The following is a 9739-nucleotide window of genomic DNA, read 5'->3' on the forward strand; positions in this document are numbered from 1 at the left end:
GCTCGGCGCCGGTGGTGCTCCTCAACCAGGCGGCGGCGCGGCGCTTCTTCGCGGGCGAGGATCCGCTGGGCCGGCGCATCGAGCTGGGGTGGACGCGGGACGGCGTGGCCGTCGGCGGCGAGGTCGTGGGCGTGGTGGGCGACGTGCGCGAGGACGCGCTGGAGCACGGCGCCGAGCCGGAGATCTACATCGCCGCCGCGCAGGTGCCGCCGCCCAGCATGAACGTGGTGGTGCGCGCGGCGGGCGACCCGGCGGCGCTGGCCCCCGCGCTCCGCCGCGAGGTCCGCGCGATGGACGCCAACCTGCCGCTGCGCAGCCTGCGCACGGTGGACCGCGTGCTGGCCGAGTCGGTGGCGCGGCCGCGCTTCTACATGCTGCTCCTGGCGGTGTTCGCGGGCGTGGCGCTGCTGCTTGCCGCCATCGGCATCTTCGGGGTGATGGCGTACTCGGTGTCGCAGCGCACGCGCGAGATCGGCATTCGCATGGCGCTGGGGGCGGAGCCGCGGGCGGTGCTGCGCAACGTGGTGGGCGGGGCGATGAGCCTGGTGGGTGTGGGCCTGGGCGTGGGGATCCTGGCCGCATTCGCCGTCACGCGCATCCTGCAGGGCCTGCTCTTCGAGGTCACGCCCGCGGACCCGGTGACGTACCTCGCCGTGAGCACCACCCTCGCCGCTGTCGCACTCGGCGCCGGCTATCTCCCCGCCCGCACGGCGACGCGCGTGGACCCGATGGTGACGCTGCGGCACGAGTAGGGCAGGGCGCTGCGGAGAGATGCCCCCTCCCCCAGCCCCTCCCCCAAAACTGCCTGGGAGAGGGGAGCCAGATCACGGTGGGGTGAGGGTTTGCGCGATTTCGGGTGTCGAAGAGCGCGGGTGGGCGGTCGGTACGGCGGCCCGCTCGGTGACTGAGCATGCGATGTCGTCGAGGAGCGCTGAAGCTCGGACCTCCCCACGATGCGCATCCCGATCACCTCGTCGTTGGCGCTGCAACTGCGCCCGATCCGCTCCAAACCCAAATCCCGCAAGCAGTTCTCCCCTCTCCCGCTTGCGGGGGAGGGGCCGGGGGAGGGGGCACCCTTCCGCAGCCTCCAAACCTCGGCATCGCTCGTCAGCAGCTGTTGTCCGGCGCCGTCCGGTGCCGGGACCGCCAATCCCACGAACGGACACATCCGCCGCGCATCCGCCCCCGCGCATATGCCGTAAGACGTTGCAGTAGATGTGGATGCACGCCGGGCGACAATGGGCGCGGTTCTGGCCTCGATCATTGGAGCCGCGAGGGCGGGCGGCTCGACCACTCCAGACGGGAATCGCACGATGGACACGCTTCTCCAGGACGTCCGCTACGCGGTGCGCACGCTGATGCGCAGCCCCGGCTTCGCGCTGGTGGCGGTGCTCACGCTGGCGCTGGGCATCGGGGCCAACACGGCGCTGTTCACCATCCTGGACGGCGTGTTCGTGCGTCCGGCGCCGGGCGTGAACGGCGGCGGGCGGCTGGTGTGGGTGGCGCAGCAGTACGCGGGGGGCAACTCCACCCGGATGTCGCTGGCCGACCTGCGGGACTACCGGGCGGGCACGGCGGGGGTGATGGAGGAGCTGGCGGCGTACCGCGAGGTACCCATGGCGCTGGGCGGCGACGTGCCGGAGCGAATCCGCGGTGAGGTGGTGACGGGCAACTACTTCACCGCGCTGGGCGTGCGCCCCACCGCCGGCCGCCTTTTCACCGGGGCGGACGACCGCACGTCGGCCGCGCCGGGCGTGGTGGTCTCGCACGCGCTGTGGACGCGGAAGATGGGCGGCGACCCGGCGGCGATCGGGCGCGACGTGGTGCTGGACGGGCAGCACTTCACGCTCGTGGGCGTGGCGCCCGCGGGCTTCTACGGCCCCGCGCTGGGCGAGCGCGTGCCCGACGCGTGGGTGCCCGTGGAGGCGTACCGCGCGCTCATGCCCCGCGAGCGCGTGCGGATGGACGGGCGCGGCTTCAGCGACTTCGCCGCCATCGGGCGGCTGCGCGAGGGGGCGGACGTGCGCGCGGCGGACGCCGCGGTGGCCACGGTCGCGAGGCGCCTGGAGCAGGCGTTCCCGGTGGAGCACGACCACGTGACGGCCAGCGTGTCGCGCGTGCACGGCTCCGCGCCGGCGGGGAACAACGACGAGCCGATCTTCCTCTTCGCGCTGGGCCTGGGCGTCACCGGCATCGTGCTGCTCATCGCGTGCGCCAACGTGGCGAACCTGCTGCTGGGCCGCGCCGCCGCCCGCCGCCGCGAGATCGGGATCCGCCTGGCGATGGGCGCGGGCCGCACGCGCCTGGTGCGGCAGCTGCTGACCGAGAGCGTGCTGCTGGCGGCCCTCGGCGCGGGCGCGGGGCTGTGGGTGACGGTGTGGGCCACGGGGCTGCTGCTGCACCGCCTGCGCGTGCCCATCCCCCTCTCGCTGCGGGTGGACGGGCCGGTGCTGGCGGCCACGGGCGGGCTGGCGCTGGTGACGGCGCTGCTCTTCGGGCTGCTGCCCGCGCTCCAGGCCAGCAGCCCGGACGTGCTGCCCGCGCTGCGCGACGGCGGCGCGGGGGCGGGAAGCCGCTCCAAGCTCCAGCGCCGCTTCGCCGCCGCGCAGGTGGCGCTGTCGCTGGTGCTGCTGGTGTGCGCCGGGCTCATGCTGCGCAGCCTGGGCAAGGCCGGCAGCGTGGACCTGGGCTTCACGGCGCCGGAGAAGGTGCTGGCCGTGTCGCACGACCTGGCCACGCAGGGCTACTCGCCGGAGCGGGCGGCGGCGTTCGGGCGCGAGCTGCTGGAGCGGGCGCGCGCGGTTCCCGGCGTGCGCTCGGCCGCGCTGGCGACGTCGGTGCCGTTCGGCGAGACGTGGTACGGCAACGGGATCACGCTGCCCGGCCACGAGAAGGACGGCATGGGCGAGGGCGGCACCGCGTTCACCGCGGCGGTGTCGCCGGGCTTCTTCCGCACGCTGGGCGTGGCGCTGGCGGCGGGGCGCGACGTGGCGGACGCGGACCGCGCGGGCACGCAGCCGGTGGCGGTGGTCAACGAGACGATGGCGCGCCGCTGGTGGGCGGGCGAGTCCGCCGTCGGCAAGCACTTCCGCATCGGCGGGGAAGGGCCGGACTACGAGGTGGTGGGCGTGGCGCGCGACTACCGCTACATGGGCCTCAGCGAGCCCATCCGCCCGTTCGTGTACCTGGCCGCCGCCCAGGCGCCGGAAGAGGGCCGCGAGACCACGCTGCTGGTGCGCGCGGACGACCCGGCGAAGGTGGCGGGCCCGCTGCGCCAGGCGGTCCGGGAGATGGACCCCGCGCTGCCCGTGTACGACGTGCGGACGCTGGCCGGCTACGTGGAGCAGCAGCTGGAGCCCAAGCGCGCGGGCGGCACGGTGCTCACGCTCTTCGGCGGGCTGGCGCTGATGCTGGCGGCGCTGGGCGTGTACGGCGTGATGGCGTACTCGGTCGCGCAGCGCACCCGCGAGATCGGCGTGCGCGTGGCCTTGGGCGCCCGCGCGAAGGACGTGATGCGGCACTTCGTGGGCGAGGGCGCGCGGCTGGCCGCGTGGGGCATCGGCGTGGGGACGCTGTTGGCGGCGGGCGTGACGCGGCTGCTCTCCAGCGTCCTTCTGGGCGTCACCGCCACGGATTTCGCGACGTTCGCGGGCGTCGCGCTCCTCCTCGCGGCCGCCGCCGTCCTCGCCAGCTGGATCCCCGCCCGCCGCGCCATGCGCGTGGACCCCATGGTCGCCCTGCGCCAGGACTGAGCGTCAGGCGAAGCGGTGTGGTGGTCGGGAGATGCCAGGCGGCGCGGCAGCGTATCGAGTATTCGCAGACCGGGGACGAACATTCCGCCGCTGTGGAGCCTCGTCCGAAGGACGACCGCAGTCCATAGCCGGTCGTTTCATACCACCGGCTGGCGGCCCGAGACGACCCGGCCACGCCTCGACCATCCTTCGGTCGATCCCGACGCCCGGCATGGCTCACCGGCGCCGCATCGACCGAGACGCCCGCATCCACTGCCGCGCATCGGCCGAGATGGTGAGGCGAGCCGATGTCGTGGCGCGGCCGAAGTAAGGCTTTCCTCCGGGAGATACGCGTCCGCTGCGCATCTTCCGAACATCCATCCAACGACAACTCCTACCTGCGAGCCCTCCCATGGACTCCTTCCTCCAGGACCTGCGGTTCGCGGTGCGCACGCTGGGGCGCAGTCGCGGCTTCGCGGCGGTGGCGGTGCTGTGCCTGGGGCTGGGCATCGGCGTGAACACGGCCATCTTCAGCATGGTCAACGCGCTGCTGCTGCGGCCCTTCCCCTTCCGCGACCCGGACCGCGTGGTCTCCGTCTACTCCCGCGAGACGCGCAGCGGGGACAACGAGCAGAGCTCCAGCCTGGCCGACCTGCGCGACTGGAAGCAGCAGACGCGCGTGTTCGACGGCCTGGCGATGCTGTACTCGCGCAACTTCGCCATCGCGGGCGACGGCGAGCCGGAGCGCGTGGAGGGCTGGGCCGCCACGCCGGACCTCTTCCCCCTTCTGGGCGTGGCCCCGGCGCTGGGCCGCGGCTTCACGGCGGCGGACGCCGTGAAGGGCGGCGACCGCGTGGCGGTGCTCAGCGACGCGCTGTGGCGGCGGCGCTTCGGCGGGAGCCGGGCGGCGGTGGGCGGCAAGGTGCTGCTGAACGGCGTGCCGTTCACGGTGGTGGGCGTGATGCCGCCGCACTTCCAGTTCCCCGAGAAGAGCGAGATGTGGGTGCCGCTGGTGCCCGACCCGGCCGAGGCGCGCTCCGAGCGCTACGTGTACGGTGTGGCCCGCCTGCGCCCCGGCGTGACGCCGCAGCGCGCGCAGGCCGAGCTGGACGCGGTGGGCCGCCGCCTGGCCGCCGAGCACCCGGAGAGCAACCGCGGCTGGATGCCCAGCGTGGAGACGTACCGCGACGACATGGTAGACGGGGACCTGCGGACCATGCTGTACCTGCTGCTGGGCGCCGTGGGCTTCGTGCTGCTCATCGCCTGCGCGAACGTGGCGAACCTGCTGCTGGCCCGCGCCACCGCCCGCAGCCGCGAGATCGCCGTGCGCGCGGCGCTGGGTGCCGGCCGCGGACGGTTGATCCGCCAGCTCCTCGTCGAAAGCGTCCTCATCGCGCTCGCCGGCGGCGTGCTGGGCGTGCTGATCGCCGTGTGGTGGATCGCACACATGGTAGGCGGCATCCCCGAGCAGCTGCCGTACTGGATCGACTTCTCGGTGGATTACCGCGTGCTCGCCTACACCTTCCTGCTGTCCGTGGCGACGGGCGTCATCTTCGGCATCGTCCCGGCGCTGCGGGCGTCGCGGGCGGACGTGCAGGGTGCGCTCAAGGAGGGCGGCCGCGCGGGCGAGGGTGCGGGCGCCGGCCGGCTCCGCGGCGCGCTGGTGGCGGGCGAGATCGCGCTGTCGCTCGTCCTGCTCGTGGGCGCCGCGTTCATGGTGCGCAGCTTCCTGGCGGTGACATCGGCAGATGCGGGGTTCCGGACCGAGGGGCTGCTGACGCTGCGGACGTACCTGGCGGGCGAGCGGTACGCGCCGCTGGCCGCCCGCGCGGCCTTCTTCGACCAGGCCGTGCGCCGGGTGGAGGCGCTGCCGGGCGTGGAGCGCGCCGTCGCCACCGGCGCCATCCCTGGCGCGGAGGAGGGCGGCGCCTGGCCCGCCGCCGCCGAGGGCCAGCCGGTGCAGCCGGGCGACGAGCCCACGGTGATGCGAGTGCCCTCCACGCCCGGCCTCCTCGCCGTCCTGGGCCAGCGGCTGGTCGCGGGCCGCGAGTTCACGGCGGCGGAGAACGCGGACAGCACGGCCGCGGTCGCCATCGTGGGCGAGTCGGTGGCGCGGCGCTTCTGGCCCAAGGGCGGGGCGTTGGGGAGACGGATCCGGCTGGGCACCGACGCGGAGGACCCGTGGCTCACGGTGGTCGGGATCGCGCCGGACCTGCACTACGGCGAGTTCGGCAAGGCGTCGCCCGCGTCGAAGCTGCAGGTGCACGTGCCCTACGCGCGCGACGGCTGGCGCACCATGCGGCTGCTGGTGCGCGTGCGGGGAGATGCGGGTGCGGCGGCGGGCCCCGTGCGCCGCGCCATCCACGCGGTGGATGCGACGCTGCCCACGTACGACGTGCGCACGATGGCCGAGGTGCGCAGCTACGGCGCGTGGCCGTCGCGCCTGTACGGCGAGATCTTCGCCTCGTTCGGCCTCCTGGCGCTAGCCTTGGCCGCCGTGGGCGTATACGGGGTGATGGCGTACGCCGTCTCGCAGCGCTCGCGCGAGATCGGCATCCGCATGGCGCTGGGCGCGCAGACGCGCGACGTCCTGCGCCTCGTCGTGGGCCAGGGCGCCGGGCTGGCCGCCATCGGGATCGGACTGGGGATGCTGGGCGGCGCCGGCGTGGCCCGCATCCTCGGCTCCATCCTGTACGGCGTGCACGCGGCGGACCCGGCCGCCTTCCTCGCATCTCCCGCGGTCCTCGCCTGCGTGGCCCTCCTCGCGAGCTGGCTGCCGGCACGCCGCGCCACGCGGGTCGACCCCATGACCGCCCTCCGCCAGGATTGAGGCAGATGGACATCCTTCTCCAGGACCTGCGGTACGCCGTGCGCACGCTGCTCCGCGCGCCGGGCTTCACCGCGGTGGCAGTGCTCACGCTGGCGCTGGGCATCGGCGCGACTTCAGCCATCTTCAGCGCCGTGTACGCCGTCGTCCTGCGGCCCTTCCCGTTCGCGGACCCGCAGCGGGTGGTGCTGATGGAGGAGACGTGGCGCGGTGAGCCGGGCGACGTGTCGCCCGCCAACTTCGTGGAGCTCCTGGGGGAGAAGGGCGTCTTCGAGGGCCTGGCGGCGTCGCGGTCCGGCAGCTTCAACCTGGACGCGGGCGGCGAGCCGGAGCGCGTGGAGGGCGAGCGCGTGACCAGCGGCTACTTCGCCGCGTTCGGCGCCGCTCCCGCGCTGGGCCGCACCTTCGCGCCGGCCGAGGACCCGCCCGGCGGCGAGCGCGTCGCCATCGTCAGCCACCGGCTTTGGATGCGGCGCCTGGGCGGCGACGCGGCCGTGGTGGGGCGCCCGGTGCGCGTGGGCGGCGAGCCGTACACCGTGGTGGGCGTGATGCCGCAGGAGTTCGACGCGACCGCGGGACCGTCGGACCTGTGGCTGCCGCTCGCCCTCACGCCCGAGCAGGCGTCCAAGCGCGACGAGCACTACCTGATGGTCTTCGGCCGGCTGCTGCCCGGCGTCACGCTGGAGGCGGCGCGGGCGCGGATGGCCGCGGCGGGGGCGGGCCTGGTGCGGCGCTTCCCCAAGGACAACGCGGAGCGTTCGCTGCGGCTCACCCCGTACGTGGACGCGGTGGTGGGCGACTACCGCCAGCGGCTCATGGTGATGCTGGGCGCCGTGGGCTTCGTGCTCCTCATCGCCTGCGCCAACGTGGCGAGTTTGGTGCTTGCCCGCGCCGCCGGCCGCTCGCGCGAGATCGCCATCCGCGGCGCGCTGGGCGCCGGCCGCTGGCGCGTCGTCCGGCAGATGCTCACTGAGAGCGCGGTGCTGGGCGGCGCGGGCGCGGCGGCCGGGCTGGCGCTGGCGTGGTGGGGCGTCGGCGCGCTGGTGGCCGCCGGCCCTCCGGGAATCCCCCGGCTGGAGCAGGCCGCCATCGACGGGCCCGTGCTCGCCTTCACGGCCGCCGTGGCGCTCGCCAGCACGGTGCTGCTTGGCCTGGCGCCCGCGCTCCGGGCGGCGCGGCCGGACCTGCAGGGCACGTTGAACCAGGGCGGGCGGGGATCGACCGCGGGCCCGGCGAGCGACCGCCTGCGCGCCGCCCTGGTGGTGGGCGAGGTCGCGCTGGCGCTCACGCTGCTCGTGGGCGCGGGGCTGCTGGTGCGGAGCGCCGTGCTGCTGGCCGGCGTGCAGCCGGGCTTCGACCCGGACGGGCTCGTCGCCGGCCGCCTCTCGCTGCCCGCCGCGCGCTACGCCCGGCCGGAAGACGTGTCCGGAGCGATGGAGCGCATCGCCGCGGAACTGGCCGCCACGCCGGGTGTGGAGGCGTCGGCCGTGGCGACGACGGCGGCGTTCGACGGCGCGGGGAGCACGAACGGCCTGGTGCCCGAGGGCCGGCCGCTGGAGGCGGCGAGCGCCATCGACAGCCGCATGCGCATCGTGACGCCCGGCTACTTCGGCGCGCTGCGGATCCCGCTGCGGCGCGGGCGGGACTTCACGGCGGCGGACGGGCCGGGCGCGCCCAGGGTGATCGTGGTGAGCGAAGCGTTCGCGCGGGTGGCGTGGCCTGGGCAGAACCCCATGGGCAAGCGCATCGCCTGCTGCGAGGCGGGCCCGGACGGCGCGCCGCTGTGGAAGGAGGTCGTGGGCGTAGCGGGCGACGTCCATTCCGACGGTCCCGCGCAGCCGTCCGGGCCGGAGTTCTACCTGCCCGTGCGCCAGGCCCCCGCGGCCGCGTGGAGCTGGACGCAGCGCTCCATGACGCTGGTGGCGCGCGGGCGCGGCGGCTCCGGCGCGGTGACGGCGGCCATGCGCGCCGCGGCACATGCGGTGGACCCCTCGCTGCCGCTGTACGAGGTCGCCACGCTGCGCGACCGCATCGGCCAGTCCACGCTGCGCGAGCGGTTCAACGGCGGGCTGCTGTCGGTGCTGGGAGCCATCGGGCTGCTGCTGGCGGTGGTGGGCATCTACGGCGTCACCGCGTACTTCGTCACCCAGCGCACGCACGAGATCGGCGTGCGCGTGGCTCTCGGCGCCGCCTCGCGCGACGTGCTGCGGCTGGTGGTGGGGCGCGGGCTGGGGCTGGCGCTGCTGGGCGTGGCGCTGGGCTCGGCCGCGTCGCTCGCGCTCACCCGCTTCCTCTCCGGCTTCCTCTTCGGCGTGAGCCCCACGGACCCGCTTACCTTCGTCGTCGTCGCCGCGCTCCTGGCCGGCGTCGCCCTCCTCGCGAGCTGGCTCCCCGCCCGCCGCGCCGTCCGCGTGGACCCCATGGTCGCGCTGCGGCAAGATTGAGCGGCGGATCGGACGAGCCCACGGCTCGGACAGCGCCGACGCGTGTAAACGTCCGGGTAACGCGAGATGTATCAAGCAGTTCTCCCCTCTCCCGCTTGCGGGGGAGGGGCCGGGGGAGGGGGCACCTTTCCGCAGCAAAAGACTCTCGGAACCACACTACATCAGGTTAGATAGTCATGCGCTATTGGCGCATATACGTCAACGGCGTAGATTGGATCTCAATCGGAGGAACGTCGCCGGAAAGATCGGAAAAGGGCCGAACCATGGATGACGAGCTGTTCAAGGAGCTGCTGGGGAGCGTGCGCGAAGGCGGCGCGATCCTGCGCGGGGAAGCGAAGGCATCGCGCACGTTCAGCTTCGACGACGTGGACGTGAAGGAGCTTCGCGAGAACGGGTTCGGACTGTCGCAGCCGAAGTTCGCGGCGCTGCTGGGCATAAGCGTGGGCACGCTGCGCAATTGGGAGCAGAAGCGCCGCCGCCCCGAAGGCCCCGCACGCGTCCTCCTCCGCATCGCCGCTCGCAACCCCGAAGCGGTCCTCGACGCCTCCTCCGGTAAGCCGCTGGGCTGAGCCGCATCGGCCGCCGCTGTTTGACGACACGACGAGCACCACACATCCGCCCGCCTCCGCCACCACGGGGGCGGGCGATGTCGTTCGCGCGGCGGATGCGATGATGCACGGATTGCTCCCGACGCATCACCTCCGCATCCGTTCACCCGCTGTGTCCGGTTTTGGGAC

The 9739-nt window shown here is 74.2% G+C and carries 5 protein-coding genes; all 5 read left to right on the plus strand.

Annotation, left to right across the window (positions count from 1 at the left end):
* The coding region (locus VFE05_03015) for an FtsX-like permease family protein (protein ID HET6229021.1) at positions 1-752 on the plus strand (752 nt) is incomplete at its 5' end.
* A 561-nt stretch (positions 753-1313) separates the two neighbouring features.
* The gene (locus VFE05_03020) at positions 1314-3752 is read left to right on the plus strand and encodes an ABC transporter permease (protein ID HET6229022.1); all 2439 of its coding nucleotides are present in this window, start codon (positions 1314-1316) and stop codon (positions 3750-3752) included.
* Positions 3753-4143: 391 nt separating this feature from the next.
* Positions 4144-6561: an ABC transporter permease gene (locus VFE05_03025; GenBank protein HET6229023.1), complete on the plus strand. Its 2418-nt coding sequence runs from the start codon at positions 4144-4146 to the stop codon at positions 6559-6561.
* 5 nt (positions 6562-6566) lie between these two features.
* Positions 6567-9002, plus strand: a complete 2436-nt coding sequence (locus VFE05_03030) for an ABC transporter permease (protein ID HET6229024.1) — start codon at positions 6567-6569, stop codon at positions 9000-9002.
* 263 nt (positions 9003-9265) lie between these two features.
* The gene (locus VFE05_03035; protein HET6229025.1) at positions 9266-9571 is read left to right on the plus strand and encodes a helix-turn-helix domain-containing protein; all 306 of its coding nucleotides are present in this window, start codon (positions 9266-9268) and stop codon (positions 9569-9571) included.
* The last annotated feature ends 168 nt before the right edge of the window (positions 9572-9739 follow it).

The sequence above is a fragment of the Longimicrobiaceae bacterium genome, from assembly GCA_035696245.1.
Lineage (GTDB): Bacteria > Gemmatimonadota > Gemmatimonadetes > Longimicrobiales > Longimicrobiaceae > DASRQW01.